This is a genomic window from Amycolatopsis sp. 505 (assembly GCF_031625235.1).
GTDB lineage: Bacteria > Actinomycetota > Actinomycetes > Mycobacteriales > Pseudonocardiaceae > Amycolatopsis.
Window position 1 is genome coordinate 964,760 of sequence record NZ_JACKQP010000002.1, and the last position, 17,672, is coordinate 982,431.

Sequence of the window (17,672 nt, forward strand, 5' to 3'; positions counted from 1 at the left end):
CGGTCGTGGAGAAGTCACGGCATGAGTGAACTACACGCGCTCACGCTCTGTTCCGCGATCCGCCCCGATGAGAGAACAAACTCACCCGGCCGTGGGTCCCCAGGTCGGCACGAAAAAGGACGCGCGGGCGGGTGAGCCGCCGCTTAGGCTCGGGCCATGACCCCCGTCCAACCGGCCGGCGCCCTCACTCCGGAGGAGGCGCGGCACCTGCAGGAGAACCTCCGGGAACCCGTGCGTCCCGGGCTGAGCGAAACCGAGCTCGACGAAGTCGAGCGCCGGTTCGGCTTCCGCTTCGCCGAGGACCACCGGACGTTCTTGTCCGCGGGCGTCCCGATCGGCGACCGCTGGCCCGACTGGCGCTGCGGCAACGCCGAGCAGCTGCGCAAACGTTTGGCATGGCCGGTCGACGGCGTGCTGTACGACGTCGAGCACAACGGTTTCTGGCTGCCGGACTGGGGCACGCGCCCGGTCGGCCCGGAGGACGCGGTCCGCGAGGCCCGCCGGCGGCTGGCCGACGTGCCGCAGCTGGTGCCGGTGTGCGGGCACCGCTACCTGCCCGGCCTGCCGGGCACGGTGGGTTACCCGGTGCTGTCGGTGTACCAGACGGACATCATCGTTTACGGCTCCGACCTGCGCGATTACCTGCACCGCGAGTTCGCGACGGGCGGCATCAGCACGGCCCCACCGGACGGCCCGCGTTACATCCCGTTCTGGTCCCGCTTCATCGACTAGCTTCGGCGGCCCGCTTCAGCCGGGCCAGGGTGGCGGCGATGTTGGCGGCGTTGGTTTGCTCCCGGTCCCAGACCCCGGTGACGGTCGAGGTCGCCACCTTGAACCACGCCGGCCGTCGCTCCCACATGCTTTCGACGACGACGCAGCCATCGCGAGCGGGCTCGAAGTCGTACTGCCAGCGCGCGACGGGCAGCCCGGCCACGGAGGTGACCTCGAAGCCGAATCGGCGCCCGGGATCGGCGTCGGTGATGGTGGAGAGGGTGCTCCACCGCCGGAACCCGCGCTGGTTGCGACCGCGGAACTTGGCCCCGACGGCGGGCCCGTCGGCGCCACCGACCCACCGGTGCCCGGCGTACTCCTCGGCGAGGCCGGCGAGCTGCCCGGGGTCGCTGACCAGGGAGTAGACGGCCTCGGGAGCCGCATCGATCTCGATCCGGCCGGTGGCGTTCGGTGCGTGCAACTGGACCTCCACGTTGAGGGAACATACCGAGGGTATGTCAGAGACCGGCGTCAGGGAAGCGAGCCGGGACCGAAAACGCTGTTACGGCCGGTCTTGTCAGAGCCCGCCGATAAACCGGACCTGGGGACGCCCCCGGAGAGGGCGGGGCTGGTTTGGGCGGCTGGTGGCCCGGGGGCTCAGTTGTCCCGGCGCAGCATGCGGCTCACGCCGGCCGCCACGGTGGTTGCCAGGATCCAGCCGGACGCCGTGAAGCCTGCCGCTACCCAATTGTCCGGGCCGTGCATGTACCACCTGGACTTGTTGCCGAAGTCGACGATCGGGACCAGCAGGTCTGCCGTGTAGATCACCGGGTTCCACTGCAGCCCGGTGTCCTGCTGGTTTACCACGCAGCGCTCGCCGTTGGCCACCACCCGGCCCGACTTGTCGTGGATGCAGTCGTCCGTGCCCAAGCCGAACCACAGGCTGCCCAGCACCAGCAGCGTGAGCAGCCAGCCGAGCGCTCGGACCGGGCGGTAGCCGTACCCGACCATCGAACGCTGGAGCCAGCTCCACAGCCGCACACCGGGGCCGAAGAACTTGAAGCCGCGGGCCAATGCCTCGTAGCGGAACTGCTGCTTGCGCAACGCCACCGTCGACGCGTGCTCTTCGTTTCCCGCCGCGCGCAGCATCTGCGCGAGCTGGTCGTACGGGCCCGGCCGGTAGCCGCGCATCGCGCTGCGCAGGAGCTCGATGCGCTCGTCGAGGGCCTTGTCGTCGTCGAGGGGGATCCCCTTCTTCAACGCGTCGTAGCGGAAGTCCTCCAGCTCGATGCCGTCGGACGCCGCCCAGAACTGGTTGTTGTCGCTCAACGTTCCGCAGTGGGCTCGCCTCAGCACCACGCGGCCGGCCGGTGGCGAACTCGGCGTCAGGATGAACTCGTCCGAGGCGACGTCGCCCGCGTCCAGGGCCACGCCGAACGGGGGCAGCGACCCGAGCTGGGAACCGCGCAGGTCCACGCGGCGGGCGACCTGGGCGCCGTCGAGGTTGACGCCGCCTTCGGCCACGAACGGGCGGCCGTTGTTGTCCCGGAGCGTCAGGTCGCGGCCGACGCGGCCCGTCCGGACGTCGAGTGAATAACTGCTGGTCGCGCGGCGGCCCGGGTCCGTCAACCGGGTGCCCGCCAGGTTGATCGAGCCGCCGACGTCCACGCCCTGCAGGCGCAGCGTGCCGTGGATGGTGGCGTCGGTGAGCTGGAAGTTCCCCGCGATCTTGGACCGCCGGGCCGAGAACACGTCCCGGCCGGGGTGGCGGAACATCGAGTTCCAGGCCAGGAAGTTGCCGCCGACGGTGACGTCGGCCAGGCGCAGCTGGCCGGTCGGCACGCGCAGGCTCGTCGCCTCGATGTCGCCGCCGATCTCGGTGCCGTCCAGGTGCAGCGCGCGGTCGTAGTACGGCACCGTCTTGCCGCGCTCGACGCGGATCTCGGCACCCGCCAGGCGCAGCGAGCCGCCGATGCGGGCGTTGACCATGCGCAGCGTGCCCAGCGCCTGCAGGCCGTCCGACAGCTCGACGTTGCCGTCGACGCGCATCCGGTCGGCGACCAGCGCCGGCCGCGGGTCGATGTACGGGTCGTTGGACTTCCACGCGTCGACCGCGATCGGGCCGTGCTGGGACACCGTCAGCTTGGCCTCGCGCAGCGAGATGTCGCTGTCCACGGTGGCGCTCGGCAGGTACATGATCCCGGTGGCGGAGAAGCGCTTCCGTTGGCTGGCGGGCCCGTAGTTGTCGACTTCGCACAGCAGGCTGCCGCCGATGTGCAGGCCGTTGCCGTTGAGCGCGAAGCCGTCCGGGTTGTTCAGCGTGGCGCCCGAGAAGTTGACGTTACCGCCGGTCCGGACGCCGGGGAGCCGGACTTCGCCGTTCGCGACCATCCGGTAGGCCAGCAACGCGCCGGTCAGCACCAGCCGGTCGGCCTGGATCGCCTTGCCGTGCGGGTGCGAGATCACCGTGCGGGTGAGCACCATCGAGCCTTCGATCACCGCGTCGGTCAGGTTGACCGCGGCGTTCGGCATGCCGCGCTCGCGGTCGTCGCCGCGCTGGACGGTCGTCTCTTCGATCTCCCGCCGGTCGCCGTCTACCTGGACGACGCTGCGGATCAGCCGGACGTCGTTGCGGCTGCGCATGTTGCGGGCCTTGAGCCCGGGCAGCCAGCACTTGCGGAACACCAGCCCGAGCAGGTTCGCCTCGCGCACGTCCGGCGGCTGCTCGAACCGGCAGCGCTCGAACCGGAACAGGTACTTCAGGTCCGCGGCCCGCAGGTCCAGCGTCCCGGTGATGTAGGCGTCCTCGACGTAGACGATCGGGGCGTTGGTGGCCTGACGCCGCCAGCGCATCAGGCCCGCGTTGCCGGGTTTCAGCAGCTCGGAGGCCTTGACCTCGTAGCGGCGGTCGGGAATGCCCGCGAACGGGTCGAGAGGGGGCAGCGCGCTTTCGGTCGACAAAAGTCCCCGCCCCCTCCCTCACCCGCTTTCAAACTAGCGAATCCGAACGGGTTTCGTCAGGCGTTCGGGTTGAGCACCCGGGCGAGGAACGCCTTCGTCCGCTCTTCACGCGGCTCCCCGATGACCTGGTCGGGCGGCCCTTCTTCGACGACGACCCCGCCGTCCATGAACAGCACCTTGTCCGCCACCTCGCGCGCGAACTGCATCTCGTGCGTGACGACGACCATGGTCATGCCGTCCTTGGCGAGCTGCTTCATCACGCCCAGGACGTCGCCGACGAGCTCCGGGTCCAGCGCGGACGTCGGCTCGTCGAACAGCATCAGCTTCGGCTGCATCGCCAGCGCCCGGGCGATCGCGACGCGCTGCTGCTGCCCGCCGGACAGCTGCGCCGGGTAGTTCTTCGCCTTGTCGGCGAGGCCGACGCGCTCCAGCAGCTCGAGCGCACGCTGCCGGACCTGGGCCTTCGGCTCGCGCCGGACCTGGATCGGCGCCTCCATGATGTTCTCGAGCGCCGTCATGTGCGGGAAGAGGTTGAAGCGCTGGAACACCATGCCGATGTCCTTGCGCTGCAGCGCGACCTCCTTCTCGCGCAGCTCGTGCAGCTTGTCGCCACGTTGCTGGTAGCCGACCAGCACGCCGTCGACGTAGAGCCGGCCGGCGTCGATCTTCTCGAGGTGGTTGATGCAGCGCAGCAGCGTCGACTTGCCCGAGCCGGACGGCCCGATCAGGCAGAGCACCTCGCGTTCGTGCACCTCGAGGTCGATGCCCTTGAGGACGTCGACGCTGCCGAAGCTCTTGCAGATCCGCTGCGCGGACACCACGGGCGTCATGTGACGTTCCCTCCACCCCGGCTGAACATCCGCGACGCCCAGCCCTGCCGCTGGACCACGTCCCGCGAGGTCCCGCGCGCGAACCGCTTCTCGATCTGGATCTGGACCAGCGTCAGCACGGACGTCATGAACAGGTACCAGGCGGCCGCCGTGATCAGCAGCGGGACCGTCTTGTAGTTCTGCGAGTAAATGGTCTGCACCGCGACCATCAGCTCGAAGTACCCGATGGCCACGACCAGCGACGTCGTCTTCAGCATCGAGATCGTCTCGTTGCCGGTCGGCGGGATGATCACCCGCATCGCCTGCGGCAGGATGATCCGCCGCAGCGTCTTCGTCCGGCTCATGCCGAGCGCGCTCGCCGCTTCCAGCTGACCCGAGTCGACCGACTGGATGCCGCCGCGCACGATCTCCGCCATGTACGCGGCTTCGTTGAGCCCGAGGCCGAGCAGCGACGCGGTGAACTGGGTGATCAGCTGGTTGGTGTCCCAGCTGACGAACTCCGGCCCGAACGGGATGCCCAGGCCGAGGCGCGGGTAGGCCAGCGCCAGGAAGTTCCAGATCACCAGCTGCGTGATCAGCGGCGTGCCGCGGAACAGCCAGATGTAGATGGCCGCCGCACCCGAGGTCAGCGGGTTCGGGGACAGCCGCATCACGGCCAGCAGGATGCCGCCGACGATCCCGATCAGCATCGAGATCACGGTCAGGATGAGGGTGTTCTGCAGGCCCCGCAGCACCCGGTCGTCGAAGAGGTAGTCCCCGACGACCGGCCACTGCAGTGCGTCGTTCGTGATCACGCTGCGGATCACGATGAACGCCAGGAAGAGGATGATCACCCCGGCCACCCAGCGCCCGTAGTGGCGCACCGGGACGGCCTTGATGGGCTCGGCTTCGATCGGCGCCTCGCCGGGAGGCGCTTCGGAGGAACTCACGAACTACGTCCTATCTCAGGAAGCCGGGTTGATCTCCGACTTGGTGACCGCGCCGGCGGCGTTGAGACCCCACTTGTCCAGGATCTTCTTGTACGCGCCGCTGTCGATCAGCTTCTGGATCGCACCCTGGACGGCCTTGCCGTAGTCACCGCTGTTCTTCGGCAGCACGATGCCGTACGGCGCCGTGTCGTACGGCGCGCCGACCGACTCGAGCTGGCCGTTGGTCTGCTTCACCGCGTAGTCGATGACCGGGGAGTCGGCCAGCTCGCCCTGCACGCGCTTGGCGGTGAGGGCCAGGTTGACGTCGGTCTGGGCCTGCAGCTGGGTGACCTCGATCGCGGGCTTGCCCGCGCCGGTGCAGGCGGCGTTCTTCTTGTCGAGGTCCTCGACCTGCGTGGTGCCCTTCTGGACGGCGACCTTCTTGCCGCACAGGTCGTCGGCTTTCAGGCCGTCCGGGTTGCCCTTCAGCACGGCCAGCGAGGTGCCCGCGCTGTAGTAGGAGATCATGTCGACCGACTGCAGCCGCTCGGCGTTGATGCTGAACGACGACATCGCCAGCTCGTACTTCTTGGCGCCGATGCCGGGGATGATGCCGTCGAAGGCGGCGTTCTGGAAGTCCATCTGGACGCCGAGCACCTGGCCGATGGCGGTGCCGAGGTCGACGTCGAAGCCGGCCGGCTTGCCGTTGTCGACGAACTCGTTCGGCGGGTAGCTCTGGTCCTGGCCGACCACGATCTTGCCGTCGGCCTTGATGTCGGCGGGCACCATGGCGGCCAGCGCGTCGTCCTTGGCGACCGCACCCGCGTCACCCGTTCCGGTGCCCGCGGCAGGAGCAGAGCTGCTGCTGCCGACGTTGCCCGCGCCGCTCCCTCCCGCGCCGCACGCCACGGTCAAGCCGACCAGGGCGAACGCAGGCAGCAGGGCGATCGCCTTGAGCTGGGTTCCTCGGGCCACGTCGTCACTCCTCGTAGTTCTCAGGTTCTGAGAGCACGCATATTGCCACTCATCCATACCAAAGCACAGCACCGTGAAGTTACGGCGATGTTTAGACCGTCGCTCGTCGTACCGCCGGGTATCGCGTCCGGCCCGGGAAGTGGGTAAGGATGTCGACCATGAACGCCACCCCGCCGCGGCTGCCCCCCTCCGGTCGACGCGCGAGGAAGGCGGCGACCAGCCGGATCACCCGTCCGGGAGACCGGTTCGAGGGATACCTTTCGCCGGAACGGCCGCACGCCGGCGCCTACGACGAGATGTTCGCCGCCGACGGCACGGTCCGCGGCCCGTACCGGGCGCTGTACGAGTCGATCGCCGCCCTCGACGCGCACGACCTGCAGTCCCGCTCCCAGGCCCTCGACCGGGCGATGGTCGACCAGGGCATCACGTTCTCGCTGTCCGGGCAGGAGCGGCCGTTCCCGCTCGACCTGGTGCCGCGGGTGATCCAGGCCGCCGAGTGGACGAAGCTCGAGCGCGGGGTCGCCCAGCGCGTCCGCGCGCTCGAGGCGTTCCTCGCCGACGTCTACGGCGACCGGCAGATCCTGCGCGACGGCGTCCTGCCGCGGCGGCTGATCACCTCGTGCGAGCACTTCCGCCGGGAGGCCTTCGGCATCACCCCGCCGAACGGCGTGCGCATCCACGTGTCCGGAGTGGACCTGGTCCGGGACGAAGAGGGCACGTTCCGGGTGCTGGAGGACAACCTCCGCAACCCGTCCGGGGTGTCGTACGTGATGGAGAACCGGCGCACGATGGCCCGGGTCTTCCCGGACCTGTTCGCCCAGCACCGGGTGCGACCGGTCGGCGACTACGCGTCGCACCTGCTCCGGGCGTTGCGGGCGGCGTCCGCGGCCAACGTCGCCGACCCGACGGTCGTCGTGCTCACGCCCGGCGTGCACAACTCGGCGTATTTCGAGCACTCGCTGCTGGCCCGGCTGATGGGCGTCGAGCTCGTCGAAGGCCGGGACATGTTCTGCCGCGACAACGTCGTCTACCTGCGGACCACCGAGGGCGAGCGCCAGGTCGACGTCATCTACCGGCGGATCGACGACGAGTTCCTCGATCCGGTGCACTACCGGCCGGACTCGGTGCTCGGCGTGGCCGGCATCCAGAACGCGGCGCGCGCGGGCAACGTCGTCGTCGCGAACGCCATCGGCAACGGCGTCGGCGACGACAAGCTCGTCTACACCTACGTGCCGGAGATGGTGAAGTACTACCTGAACGAGAAGCCGCTGCTGCCCAACGTGGACACCTTCCGCTGCTGGCTGCCGGACGAGTTCGACCACGTCATGGCCCACCTGGACGAGCTGGTCGTCAAGCCGGTCGAGGGCTCGGGCGGGTACGGGATCGTGTTCGGGCCGGAGGCGTCCAAGAAGGACCTGGACACGCTGCGGCGGAAGGTGCGGGCGAACCGGCGCGGCTGGATCGCGCAGCCGGTGGTCCAGCTCTCGACCGTGCCGGCCAAGGTGGACGACCGGCTCGCGCCGCGGCACGTCGACCTGCGGCCCTTCGCCGTCAACGACGGCAAGGAGATCTTCGTCCTCCCCGGCGGCCTGACCCGGGTGGCGCTGCCGGAGGGCAGCCTGGTCGTCAACTCCTCGCAGGGCGGTGGCTCGAAGGACACCTGGGTGCTCGCGTCCCGGGCGTCGACAGCCGAACGCGAACTGGAGCGGCCCGCACTCGGCGCCATGTCCGCTGTGGATGGACTGGCCGCCGAGCAGGGGCCCGAGCTGACGACGTCCCAGCAGCAGCAACAGCAACAGCAGAGCTAGGGAGGTCCGCATGCTGGCACGCAACGCGGAGTCGCTGTACTGGATCGGCCGGTACGTCGAACGCGCCGACGACACCTCCCGCATCCTCAACGTCTCGGTCCACCAGCTGCTCGAAGACGCGACCGTCGACCCGGACCACGCGAGCCGCCAGCTCCTGGCCGTCCTGGGCATCGACCCGGCGGGCACGGAGTCCCTCGACGTGTGGAAGCTGACCGAGCTGGTCGCGTACGGAAAGGACAACCCCGCGTCGATCGTCGGCTCGATCAACTCGGCGCGCGAGAACACGCGCGGCGCCCGCGAAGTCGTCTCGACCGAACTGTGGGAATGCCTGAACGCGACCTGGAACGCGGTGCCCGACCGGCAGCGCTACGCCCGGCGCGCCGGCCCGCACGCGTTCCTGTCGTTCGTCGAGGAGCGCGCGGCGATGTTCGCCGGGCTCGCCGACTCGACGATGTCGCGCGACGACGGCTGGCTGTTCATGGTGCTCGGCCGCTCGATCGAACGCGCCGACATGGTGGTGCGGCTGCTGCTGTCCCGGGTCGCCGACCGCGCGTCCTCACCGGGCTGGATCACGGTGCTGCGCTCGGCCGGCGCGCAGGACACCTACCTGCGGACCTACCGGGGCGCGCTCGACGCCGGCCGCGTCGTCCAGTTCCTGTTGCGGGACACGCTGTTCCCGCGCTCGGTGTTCCACGCGCTGCGGCAGGCCGAAGAATGCCTGCAGCGGCTCGATCCGGGCGGTGGCTCGCGCAGCAACGAGAAGTCCGAAGCCCTGCGCGAGCTCGGCCGCGCCCGCAGCGAGCTGGAGTTCCTCCGCCCGTCGGAGCTGCTCACCGATCTGCCGCGGCGGCTCGCGGCGCTGCAGACGTCGATCAGGGACATCGGGGAAGCGGTGTCGTTGCAGTACTTCAGCACGTCGCCGTGGGTGGCGTGGAGCGGTGCGGAGGTTTCACTGTGACGTGGCAGCTGCGGGTGGCGCACCGGACGGGCTACCGGTACGCGACACCGGCGACGCAGTCGTACAACGAGGCCCGGCTGACCCCGCGTTCGGACCGCCGCCAGACGACGGTCGCGACGCGCATCGAGACGACCCCGGCCACCCGTGCCTACCGGTACACGGACTACTGGGGCACGGTCGTGACGTCGTTCGACCTCCACGCGCCGCACACCGAGTTCACCGTGCTGGCGACCTCGGTGGTCGAGACGGCCGACGAAGCGGAGCCGATCCGCACGGCGTCGTGGAAGGACCTGCGGTCCGAGACGGTGATCGACCACCGCACCGAGTACCTGACCCCGACCGACTACACCCCGCGAGACGTCACGCTGGCGCGCGAGGCCCGTTCACTGCGGACGGGCCTCGACCCGGCGGACGCGGTGCTGGCGGTGTGCGAGTGGGTGAACAAGCAGCTCAAGTACCAGCCGGGCACCACCGGCGTCCACTCGACGGCGACGGACGCCTGGCAGGCGCGCGAAGGCGTGTGCCAGGACTTCGCGCACGTGACGCTGGTGATGCTGCGCGCGATCGGCATCCCGGCGCGGTACGTGTCGGGCTACCTCCACACGAAGCCGGACGCAAAACTCGGTGAGGTGGTCGAAGGCGAGTCCCACGCGTGGGTCGACGTCTGGACCGGCGGCTGGTGGGCGTACGACCCGACGAACGCGATCCCGGTCGGCCCGCGGCACGTGTGGGTGGCGATGGGGCGGGACTACGCGGACGTGGCGCCGTTGAAGGGGATCTTCACCGGCGGCGGGCAGTCCACTTTGGACGTCTCGGTGCACCTGACCCGGCTGGCTTAGAGGAAGGTCCCGCCCGCGGCTTCGGCCAAGCCGGCCCCGAACGCCGCGGCCGGGGTGTGGGCGCCGGGCTTGCCGTCATCACGGGCGAGCCTGGCGGCCGTCTCGGCGACGACCGCCGCCGTGAAGTCCATGCCCTCGCCCGCGCGGAGCCAGCCTTCGCGCGTCGTGCCGTCCGGCCAGGTGACGACCGCGTGGCCCCAGGAGTGCGTGCGCGGGCGAGGAGCGGGCTTCGAGCGGACCGCGGCGAGCCGCCGGACGGCGAACCGGCGCACGACCGGGATCGCCACCAGCCGGCCGAGCAGCGGCACCAGCGCCCGGACCACCGGCGACACCGGCGCGAGTCCGGAGTAGACCGTGACGTCCGGCGTGCCGCTCGCACGCTGGGCGGCGATCACCTCGCCCGAGGAAACACCCGCCGCCGTCACCGACTCGCCGTCCGGCAGGGCGATGGTTCTGGGGGCCGCGCCGGACTTGGCCCCGGTGAGGGCGTCGACGATGCTGGCGGCCAGCGCGACCCCCACGGCGCCTCCCTCGACGGCGACGGACGCCAGTGCGTCGACCCGCACCGTGGCCGGCGTCGGCTGTCCTTCGCAGAGCTTCACCACGACGGCCTCGGTGGCCAGGACGCCGAAGCCGACCCCGGTCAGGAAGGTGCTGCCGCCGGCCTGAGCCTCTTCGTGCAGGTCGAGCAGCCGCGAGACGGCGACGAGGTCCGCGGCCAGGTCGAGGTAGTGACCCCCGGGCAGGCACGCGCGGGCGATCGCGGGGGCCGTCGCCGCGTACTCGCCGATCGTGTTGATGACGACCGCCGGCCGCCGGCGCCGGATTTCGGCCGCGATGGCGTCGGCCCCGTCGGCGACGACGAACTCCCCGCCGAGCGCCTCGAGCCGCGCCCGGTCGCGCCCGACCAGCACGGCCGGCAGCCCGCGTGCGGTCAGTGCGGCGGTGACGGCCCGGCCGGTGCGGCCCGCTGCGCCGAGAACCCAGATCTCCACGGTTTCCTCCAGTGACGTCTCAGTGTGTCATCACTGAGGCTAGCATGTGATGACACACTGAGACGTCGGTTAGGGTGAGCCGTGGCCAGATGGGATCCCGGGACCGCGGACCGGCTGCGGAAAGCCGCGCTGGAGCTGTACGCCGAGCACGGCTACGACGCCGTGACGATCACGCAGATCGCCGAGCGCGCCGGGATCACGCGCCGCTCGTACTTCCGCTACTTCCCCGACAAGCGCGAAGTCCTCTTCGCCGGCGCGGAACAGCTGCCGCCCGCGGTCGCCGAAGCGGTGCTCGCCGCCGAAGAAGGCGAGTCACCGCTTCGGACCGCGCTCACCGCGCTGGCCGAAGTCGGCACGCGGGTCACGCAGCTCGTCGACCCGTCACCGGAACGCCGGACGGTCATCGCGGCGACGCCCGAACTCCGCGAACGCGAGCGGAGCAAGGCCGCCGCGATCACGGCCGCGATCCGGGACGCCCTCGAACGCCGCGGCACCGCGCCCGAGCTGGCGAAACCCGCAGCCCAGGTCGCGGCGATCATCCTCGGCGACGCCTTCGACCGCTGGATCGACTCGGGCGGCGCCCACGACTTCCCGGCCTACCTCGACGCGGCCGCCGAAGCGTTCCGGGAGGCTTGCCGCTAGCCGCGCGCGTGCGCGTCCAGGATGTGCGCGACGGCCTCGGTGACCTGCTGCGCGTAGTCCAGGTGCAGCCACTCGTCCGGCACGTGGATGTTCGAGTCGGCTCCGCAGGCACCCGTGACCAGGAACTGCGCCTCCGGGAACTTCCGCGAGAGCAGGCCCATGAACGGGATCGAGCCACCCATGCCGGTGGCGCGGTGGGGGCGGCCGAAGACCTCGTCGCTGACCGTGCGCAGGGCCGTCGTCAGCCACGGCGACTCCGTCGGCGCGTTCCAGCCGTTCTCCGCCTGCGGCGAGCCGAGCGTCACCTTCGCGCCGTACGGGACGTCCGTGGTCAGGGCGCGCTTCACGGCTTCGAGCGCCTTCTCGGCGTCGGCCGTCGGCGGGAGGCGGAAGCTCAGCGTCAACGTCGTGCTCTCGCGCAGGACGTTGCCGGCGTCGGCGGGCTTCGGGAAGCCGTCGGCGCCGATCACCGACAGCGTCGGGCGCCACGCGTTGTTGAGCATCAGCTCCAGCGCGTCCTCGGTGATCACGCGGCCGCCTTCGACCAGCGGGAACGCCTTCGACAGCGCCTCCGGGAAGTCCTGCGAGACGGCCTTGAGCTCGGAGAGCCGGTTCGCCGGGACGTCGACCTTGAGCTCGTCCAGCAGCAGCTCGCCGGTCGCGCTGTCTTCGAGGCGTTCGATCAGGTGGCGCAGGATCCGGAACGAGCTCGCGACGACACCCGACGCGATGCCCGAGTGCTGCGCCGAACCCAGCAGCTGCACGGTGACGTCCAGGTGCAGCATTCCGCGCAGGCTCGTGACCAGCCACAACCGCTCGTAGTCGCTGCCGCCGGCGTCGAGGCAGATCACCAGCGACACCTCGCCGATCCGGTCGGCCAGGTGCTCGACGTAGGCGGGCAGGTCGGGGCTGCCGGACTCCTCGCCGGTCTCCAGCAGCAGCACGATGCGGGCGTGCTCGCCGCCGGCCGCGTGCACGGCTTCGATCGCCGTGGTCGCCGCGTAGCCGGAGTAGCCGTCGTCGACGGACCCGCGGCCGTACAGCCGGCCGTCCCGGATCACCGGGGTCCACGGGCCGAGCCCCTCGGACCAGCCGCCGACCGGGGGCTGCTTGTCGAGGTGGCCGTACATCAGGACGGTGCCCTTGTCCGCCGCGCCCGGGGTCGCCGGGACGTCGACGAGCAACAGCGGGGTCCGGTCTTCGAGCTGGACGACCTCGAGGGTGGCGCCGGGCAGGTCACGCCCGGCGATCCACGCGCGGACGTGGTCGACGGCGGCGGCGAGGTGGCCGCTGTTCGCCCAGTCGGCGTCGAAGGCCGGGGACAAGGCGGGGATCGCCACCAGTCCGGACAGGCTCGGGATGACGTCGCCGGTCCACGACGCCACTACGGATTCACGCACGGTTTTCTGCTCCACCCGGCCCATCGTGCCACGGGGGTCCGACAGTGCGGCACGTCACAACATCGCCACCAACGCGGGTGATCACGTGATCACCCGGCCGAAGCACGCCTGGTGAGGGCGCGCGTCGATTCCCTACTCTCGTAGGTCCGATGCTCGGGCTTCCTAGCGTTTCCCCTGTTCAGGGCCCCTTTCTCAGCAACAAATCAGCAACCGCGTCTCACCAAAGCGCGGACCTTCGTGCCAGGATGTCGGCGTGAACCGTCAACGCCGACGGTGACCGAGCGCTTCGGACCCGATGCGCTGGTCCCCGCCGGTGCAGTCGCTGTGGTCGCCACAAGCGGCCGCCAGAGGCACCGACACCGAGGAGTACTGCGCATGCCGTCCGAACAGTGGACGCACCCGGAGCCCGGAGACGGGCCGGCCGCCGTCGCGGCCCAGCCGTCCCCCGAGCAGGTGATCGCCGGATTGCGGGCAACCAGCGAAGGTGGCGCTGAGCTGACTCAGCTGCTCACCCCCGAAGGCGAACGGGTTCCCTCGCCCCAGTTCGACAAGTACGTCGAGGACGTCGACGCCGAGGCGCTCCGCGGCCTGTACCGCGACATGGTGCTGGTCCGGCGGGCCGACCGCGAGGCCAACGCCATGCAGCGCCAGGGCCAGCTCGGCATCTGGGTCCCACTGCTCGGCCAGGAGGCCGCGCAGATCGGCTCCGGCCGCGCGCTGAAGGCCCACGACATGGCGTTCCCCAGCTACCGCGAGCACGGCGTCGCGTACGCGCGCGGGGTCGACATGAAGGACCTGCTGGGCATCTTCCGGTGCACCGACCACAGCGGCTGGGACTACCGGCAGCACGGTTTCCACCCGTACACCATCGTGATCGGCAACCAGGTGCTCAACGCCGCCGGCTACGCGATGGGCCAGAAGTTCGAGGGCAAGGTCGGCGACGACGACGGCGAAGCGACCATCGTCTACTTCGGCGACGGCGCCACTTCGCAGGGTGACGTCCACGAGGGCTTCGTCTGGGCCGCCGTCTACGACGCGCCGCTCGTCTTCTTCTGCCAGAACAACCAGTGGGCCATCTCGGAGCCGACCGAGCGCCAGTCGCGCCTGCCGCTGTACCAGCGCGCCCGCGGCTACGGCTTCCCCGGCATCCGCGTCGACGGCAACGACGTCCTGGCCTGCCTGGCGGTGTCGCGCTGGGCGCTCGACGAGTGCCGCCACGGCAACGGCCCGGTGCTGATCGAGGCGTTCACCTACCGGATGGACGCGCACACGACGACCGACGACCCCACCCGCTACCGGCTCTCCGACGAGCTGGAGGAGTGGAAGCTCAAGGACCCGATCGAGCGCGTCCGCGCGTACCTGGCCCGCGGCGGCTACGCCGACCAGGCGTTCTTCGACAGCGTCCAGGCCGAGGCGGACACCTTCGCCGCCGACCTGCGCGAGTACACGTTCAACATGCCCGAGCCACCGCCGGAGCGGATCTTCAGCAACGTCTACGCCGAGGGCAACCCGGTGCTGGACGCGCAGCGCGAAGAGTTCCTGTCCTACCTCGACGGCTTCGTATCGGCGGGTGAGCACTGATGTCCGACCTCCAGAAACTCACCATCGGCAAGGCCCTCAACCTCGGCCTGCGCCGCGCGATGGAAGAGGACCCGAAGGTCCTGATCATGGGCGAGGACGTCGGCAAGCTCGGCGGCGTCTTCCGGATCACCGACGGCCTGCAGAAGGACTTCGGCGAGCAGCGCGTCCTGGACACGCCGCTCGCGGAGTCGGGCATCATCGGCACCGCGGTCGGCCTGGCCGTGCGCGGCTTCCGGCCGGTCTGCGAGATCCAGTTCGAGGGCTTCATCTTCCCCGGCTTCGACCAGATCTCCTCGCAGCTGGCGAAGCTGCACTACCGGACGCAGGGCAAGATCAAGATGCCGGTCGTGATCCGGGTGCCGTTCGGCGGCGGGATCGGCGCGGTCGAGCACCACTCGGAGTCGCCGGAGTCGCTGTTCGCGCACATCCCGGGCCTCAAGGTCGTGTCCATTTCGAACGCCGTCGACGCCTACTGGGGCATCCAGGAGGCGATCAAGTCGGACGACCCGGTGCTGTTCTTCGAGCCGAAGCGGCTGTACCACTCGGGTGCGCTGCGGGCCGAAATCGACGTCACCGGCACACCGGTTCCGGCGTTCTCCTCGCAGGTCGTGCGCGAAGGCACGACGGCGACGGTCGTGGCGTACGGCCCGTCGGTGAAGGTCGCCCTCGACGCGGCCGCCGCGGCCGAGGACGAGGACAAGTCGCTCGAGGTCATCGACCTGCGCACGCTCTCGCCGCTGGACCTCGGCCCGGTGTTCGAGTCGGTGCGCAAGACCGGACGGCTGATCGCACTGTCGGAGGCGCCCTCGGAGTCGTCGCTGACGTCGGAGATCGCCGCGCGCGTCCAGCAGGAGTGTTTCTATTCGCTGGAAGCGCCCGTCCTCCGGGTGACCGGGTTCGACACGCCGTACCCGCCGGCCAAGCTCGAGGAGCACTACCTCCCCGACCTGGACCGGGTGCTGCACGCCGTCGACCGCTCGCTCGCCTGGTAAGGGGGATCTCCGCGCAATGCCCACGTACAAGCAATTCCCCCTGGCCGACACGGCGGAGGGGCTGACCGAAGCCGACATCCTGTCCTGGCACGTGAAGCCGGGCGACACGGTGACGGTGAACCAGATCGTGGTCGAGATCGAGACCGCGAAGGCCGCCGTGGAGCTGCCGATCCCGTGGGCCGGGGTCGTCACGGAGCTGCACGTCGAGCCGGGGCAGACGGTGGAGGTCGGCACGCCGATCCTCACCATCGACGTCGACCCCGGCGGCGCCGCGGCGCCCGCTCCGGCACCGGCCGCGCCGGCCGCCGAACCGGCCGAGGAGGAGATGAAGCCGCTGGTCGGCTACGGCTCCAAGACGGTGGTCACGCAGCGGCGTGCCCGCAAGGGTGCGGCTCCCGCGGCCGCGGTTGCGGCTCCTCCGGCGCCTGTTGCTCCGGCCCCTGCCGCTCCGGCGCCCGCGGCCCCGGCTGCTCCGCGCGGTGGGTACGTCCCGCTGGCGAAGCCGCCGGTGCGGAAGCTGGCGAAGGACCTCGGCGTCGACCTGCACGCGCTGACCGGCACCGCCGAGGGCGGCGTGATCACCCGCGACGACGTCGAGCGTGCCGCCAACGGAACTCCGGTCGTCACCGCCGTCGCGGACAACGGGTCCCGCGAGCGGCGCGTGCCGATCAAGGGCGTCCGGAAGATGACCGCGGCCGCGATGGTGCAGAGCGCGTACACCGCTCCGCACGTCACGGAGTTCCTGACCATCGACGTCACGCCGATGATGGAGTTCCGCGAGAAGCTGAAGAAGTCGCGGGAGTTCGCCGGGGTCAAGGTCACGCCGCTGACGTTCGCCGCGAAGGCCGTGTGCCTGGCGGCGAAGCGGACGCCGGACGTCAACGCCGTCTGGGACGAAGCGGCGCAGGAGATCGTCTACAAGGACTACGTCCACCTCGGGATCGCCGCGGCGACTCCGCGCGGCCTGATCGTGCCGAAGGTCCGTGACGCCGACTCGATGTCGCTGAAGGAGCTCGCTCAGGCGCTGACGGCCCTGACCGACACCGCCCGCGAGGGCAAGACGTCCCCGGCGGACATGGCGAACGGCACGATCACGATCACGAACGTCGGCGTGTTCGGCGTCGACACCGGAACGCCGATCATCAACCCGGGCGAGTCCGCGATCCTGTGCCTCGGCGCGATCAAGGACCAGCCGTGGGTGGTGGACGGCGAGATCAAGGTCCGCAAGGTGCTCCAGCTGTCGCTGAGCTTCGACCACCGAGTGGTCGACGGCCAGCAGGGCTCGGAGTTCCTCGCCGACGTCGGCGCCCTCCTGGCCGACCCGGCGATGGCCATGACGTACTGAGTTTTCGCAGGTGAGGGCCGCCTTCGGGCGGCCTTCACTTTTACTCATTTGACGGAGTGAGCGCTCACTCCGCACACTGGTGGCATGACACCAGCACCCGAGACCCGGCGCAGAGCGCCGAGCATGAGCGCCGAAGACCGGCGTGCCATGATCGTGCACGCGGTGCTGCCGCTCCTGATGGAGCACGGCACGGCGGTCACGACCAGCCAGATCGCCCGCGCCGCCGGCATCGGCGAGGGCACCATCTTCCGCGCGTTCAAGGACAAGGACGAGCTGTTCGACGCCTGCACCGCCGAGGTGCTGCGCCCCGACCACGTCCTCGACGCGATCGCCGAAATCCCCATCGAACAACCCCTGGCGGACCGGCTCGTCGAGGCCGCCGAAGCGCTCGGCGCGCATTTCGAGCGGATGGGCGCGCTGATGGGCGCCCTGCACGCGACCGGCAGGCACAAGCAGCGCGACCCCGAGCAGCGCCTGAAGAACCGCACGATGAAGGGCGGCCGCAGCGAGTCGATGGCCGCCATGCGCGGCGCGATCACCGAACTGTTCGAGCCCGAGAAGGACCGGCTGCGGCTGAGCCCCGAACAGCTGGCCGCGTTGTTCCTGACCCTGCTGTTCGGCGGCCGCCGGATGGCCCCGGTCGACGACGCGCCCACCACGCGCCAGGTGGTCGACGTCTTCCTGCACGGCGCGGTGGAGGCTCAGTGATCCCGGGCGGTGGGGGCGG

At 70.4% G+C, this 17,672-nt stretch carries 16 protein-coding genes; 9 read left to right on the top strand and 7 right to left on the bottom strand.

What is annotated here, in order from left to right:
• Positions 1-156: 156 nt before the first annotated feature.
• Positions 157-732, top strand: coding sequence for a hypothetical protein (locus H5965_RS11685; protein ID WP_310969614.1), 576 nt, complete (start codon positions 157-159; stop codon positions 730-732).
• On the opposite strand, the gene H5965_RS11690 is transcribed toward H5965_RS11685, so the two are convergent.
• From H5965_RS11690 to H5965_RS11710, 5 genes are all read right to left on the bottom strand, one after another.
• The gene (locus H5965_RS11690) at positions 722-1,204 is read right to left on the bottom strand and encodes an SRPBCC family protein (protein ID WP_310969615.1); all 483 of its coding nucleotides are present in this window, start codon (positions 1,202-1,204) and stop codon (positions 722-724) included. The two genes, H5965_RS11685 and H5965_RS11690, sit on opposite strands and share 11 nt — an antisense overlap.
• Positions 1,205-1,368: 164 nt before the next feature.
• Positions 1,369-3,672: an oxidoreductase gene (locus tag H5965_RS11695; RefSeq protein WP_310969616.1), complete on the bottom strand. Its 2,304-nt coding sequence runs from the start codon at positions 3,670-3,672 to the stop codon at positions 1,369-1,371.
• A gap of 56 nt (positions 3,673-3,728) precedes the next feature.
• The gene (locus H5965_RS11700) at positions 3,729-4,502 is read right to left on the bottom strand and encodes an amino acid ABC transporter ATP-binding protein (RefSeq protein ID WP_310969617.1); all 774 of its coding nucleotides are present in this window, start codon (positions 4,500-4,502) and stop codon (positions 3,729-3,731) included.
• A complete protein-coding gene (locus tag H5965_RS11705; RefSeq protein ID WP_310969618.1) occupies positions 4,499-5,431 on the bottom strand; it encodes an amino acid ABC transporter permease in 933 nt (310 codons plus the stop codon). The genes H5965_RS11700 and H5965_RS11705 overlap by 4 nt, the downstream gene beginning before the upstream one ends.
• 15 nt (positions 5,432-5,446) lie before the next feature.
• Positions 5,447-6,385: an ABC transporter substrate-binding protein gene (locus H5965_RS11710; RefSeq protein ID WP_310969619.1), complete on the bottom strand. Its 939-nt coding sequence runs from the start codon at positions 6,383-6,385 to the stop codon at positions 5,447-5,449.
• A gap of 149 nt (positions 6,386-6,534) precedes the next feature.
• On the opposite strand from H5965_RS11710, the gene H5965_RS11715 reads away from it, so the two are divergent.
• Genes H5965_RS11715 through H5965_RS11725 form a run of 3 tightly spaced genes read left to right on the top strand, consistent with a single transcriptional unit; the run spans position 6,535 to position 9,990 of the window.
• Positions 6,535-8,193: a circularly permuted type 2 ATP-grasp protein gene (locus tag H5965_RS11715; protein WP_310969620.1), complete on the top strand. Its 1,659-nt coding sequence runs from the start codon at positions 6,535-6,537 to the stop codon at positions 8,191-8,193.
• Positions 8,194-8,203: 10 nt separating this feature from the next.
• Positions 8,204-9,151, top strand: coding sequence for an alpha-E domain-containing protein (locus tag H5965_RS11720; RefSeq protein ID WP_310969621.1), 948 nt, complete (start codon positions 8,204-8,206; stop codon positions 9,149-9,151).
• Positions 9,148-9,990 carry a transglutaminase family protein gene (locus H5965_RS11725; protein WP_310969622.1) on the top strand — a complete coding sequence of 281 codons (843 nt, stop codon included), beginning with the start codon at positions 9,148-9,150 and terminating at the stop codon, positions 9,988-9,990. The genes H5965_RS11720 and H5965_RS11725 overlap by 4 nt, the downstream gene beginning before the upstream one ends.
• Here the strand turns inward: H5965_RS11725 and H5965_RS11730 are convergent.
• Positions 9,987-10,985, bottom strand: a complete 999-nt coding sequence (locus tag H5965_RS11730) for a hypothetical protein (protein WP_310969623.1) — start codon at positions 10,983-10,985, stop codon at positions 9,987-9,989. The genes H5965_RS11725 and H5965_RS11730 overlap by 4 nt on opposite strands.
• Before the next feature lie 81 nt (positions 10,986-11,066).
• On the opposite strand from H5965_RS11730, the gene H5965_RS11735 reads away from it, so the two are divergent.
• On the top strand, positions 11,067-11,627 hold the full coding sequence (locus H5965_RS11735; protein ID WP_310969624.1) for a helix-turn-helix domain-containing protein: 561 nt from the start codon (positions 11,067-11,069) through the stop codon (positions 11,625-11,627).
• Here H5965_RS11735 and H5965_RS11740 read toward each other — a convergent pair.
• Positions 11,624-13,042 (bottom strand): M20/M25/M40 family metallo-hydrolase, encoded by a 1,419-nt coding sequence (locus tag H5965_RS11740; protein ID WP_310969625.1) that lies wholly within the window; start codon positions 13,040-13,042, stop codon positions 11,624-11,626. The genes H5965_RS11735 and H5965_RS11740 overlap by 4 nt on opposite strands.
• Before the next feature lie 360 nt (positions 13,043-13,402).
• Here H5965_RS11740 and pdhA point away from each other — a divergent pair, with 360 nt between their 5' ends.
• The 4 genes from pdhA to H5965_RS11760 all read left to right on the top strand — a co-directional run bounded on the left by pdhA (position 13,403) and on the right by H5965_RS11760 (position 17,653).
• Complete coding sequence (gene pdhA / locus H5965_RS11745) at positions 13,403-14,608, top strand: pyruvate dehydrogenase (acetyl-transferring) E1 component subunit alpha (protein ID WP_310969626.1); 1,206 nt, start codon at positions 13,403-13,405, stop codon at positions 14,606-14,608.
• Complete coding sequence (locus H5965_RS11750) at positions 14,608-15,600, top strand: alpha-ketoacid dehydrogenase subunit beta (RefSeq protein ID WP_310969627.1); 993 nt, start codon at positions 14,608-14,610, stop codon at positions 15,598-15,600. Before pdhA ends, H5965_RS11750 begins: the two co-directional genes overlap by 1 nt.
• Before the next feature lie 16 nt (positions 15,601-15,616).
• Positions 15,617-16,945: a dihydrolipoamide acetyltransferase family protein gene (locus tag H5965_RS11755; RefSeq protein ID WP_310969628.1), complete on the top strand. Its 1,329-nt coding sequence runs from the start codon at positions 15,617-15,619 to the stop codon at positions 16,943-16,945.
• Positions 16,946-17,068: 123 nt separating this feature from the next.
• Positions 17,069-17,653, top strand: a complete 585-nt coding sequence (locus tag H5965_RS11760) for a helix-turn-helix domain-containing protein (protein ID WP_310969700.1) — start codon at positions 17,069-17,071, stop codon at positions 17,651-17,653.
• Positions 17,654-17,672: the final 19 nt, after the last annotated feature.